Source organism: Shewanella sp. GutDb-MelDb (assembly GCF_002836075.1).
In the GTDB taxonomy this organism is placed as follows: Bacteria; Pseudomonadota; Gammaproteobacteria; order Enterobacterales; family Shewanellaceae; genus Shewanella.
Genome location: NZ_PJBM01000080.1, coordinates 1 through 1,380 on the forward strand (window position 1 = coordinate 1; position 1,380 = coordinate 1,380).

The window sequence follows — 1,380 nt, forward strand, 5'->3', positions numbered from 1 at the left end:
TAAAATGTCTGGCGCTGATCCATAAGGTTCTACCGGCGGTATCGACGACTTCTACTTTAGTCACTTGTCCACGATAGTATGGTAGGAAATCTTCGTAGCTGATATTGAGGGAAAATTGAAATATCTGGTCTGATTGTCGCACTCGTCTTTTCTCTGGTTGATGTTAACAGCACAGCTTAAACAGAGAGTAATACTCTGAATAAGCTGATATTTTAATTAGTCGATAACGATTATGATAACGCTTTGGTCACCTTTTCATAAAGATCTTTAGAAAGATCATTAATCGCCAAAATCTCCTGTAACGATTTACGCATCAACGCTTGCCTTGCTAGGTCGTATTTTTTGAATTGAATGAGCGGCGTGATGATCCTTGCTGCCACTTGTGGGTTAACTTTATTAAGCTTAATGATTGCTTTAGTCAGAAACTCATAACCCTTTGCATCTTTACGATGAAACTCAAATGTATTGGCAGCAGCGAAAACACCGATCAGTGAGCGCACTCGATTTGGGTTAGACATGCTAAAGGCATCATGTTTTAACAGCTGTTCTAATTGCCCTATACAGTCTTTGCTAGCAAACGTTGCGTGCAAACTAAGCCATTTATCCATCGCTAATGGGGTTTCTAACCAGCGAGTTTCAAATGCGTTCATTAGCTGATTTCTGTCAAGCGACGTTTCACCGTTCAGAGCCGTTAACGCGCCTAACGTATCAGTCATATTGTCTGAAGACTCAAACTGTTGCTTAGCTAATTCACGGTATGAATCGTCAACGTTCAAAAGCAGGCTTAAACAAACGTTTTTCAATGCTCGGGCATCTGCACTATCCAGACTTTGTAACTGCCTTACTTTGGCGAGCAACTCCTCTTCACACCCTTGCGCAATTTGCAGCACCGCAAACTGACGCGCCAGCGCCAAGTTGTCTAAATCAATTGAATCTGTTTGCTCAATCAACGAACCTGCACTTGTTAGCGTTAGAATTTCAGCCATTAGGGCTTCATTGAGGTTTTCTGACAACAAAACACCTTTAAAACCATCTACCAAGCGGCTATCTATGTGCATTGCTTTGCCATTTTGTAAATTATCAACGCATTGCCAAATAGACTGACTAAACAGTGCTACTGAAGCCTCCCATTTAGCGACTTCGCTATTTGCAAAACGCATCAAATGAAGCAGTTGCTCTATAGAGTATTTAACGCTTAGCTTAACCGGCGCAGAAAAATCTTGCAGTAACGAGGCAACGGGTTTGGCTTTCACGTCCTCAAACACAAATTGCTGAGATTGTTCTTTAAAGTCTAAGACTTGATTCACTAAACTATGACCTTCTGCATCAATAAGCTCAATATCAAAAGGAATATGTTGCGGTAATTTATTAGATTGCCCA

Annotated in this window: 2 protein-coding genes; both read right to left on the reverse strand. The window is 41.0% G+C overall.

The window, feature by feature from the left end; all coding sequences use genetic code 11:
- The coding region (locus tag CXF82_RS01410) for a DUF2835 family protein (RefSeq protein WP_145991637.1) at positions 1-142 on the reverse strand (142 nt) is incomplete at its 3' end.
- 88 nt (positions 143-230) lie between these two features.
- Positions 231-1,380, reverse strand: a 1,150-nt coding sequence (locus CXF82_RS01415; RefSeq protein WP_145991638.1) for a DUF3458 domain-containing protein, incomplete at its 5' end; no start/stop codon positions are given.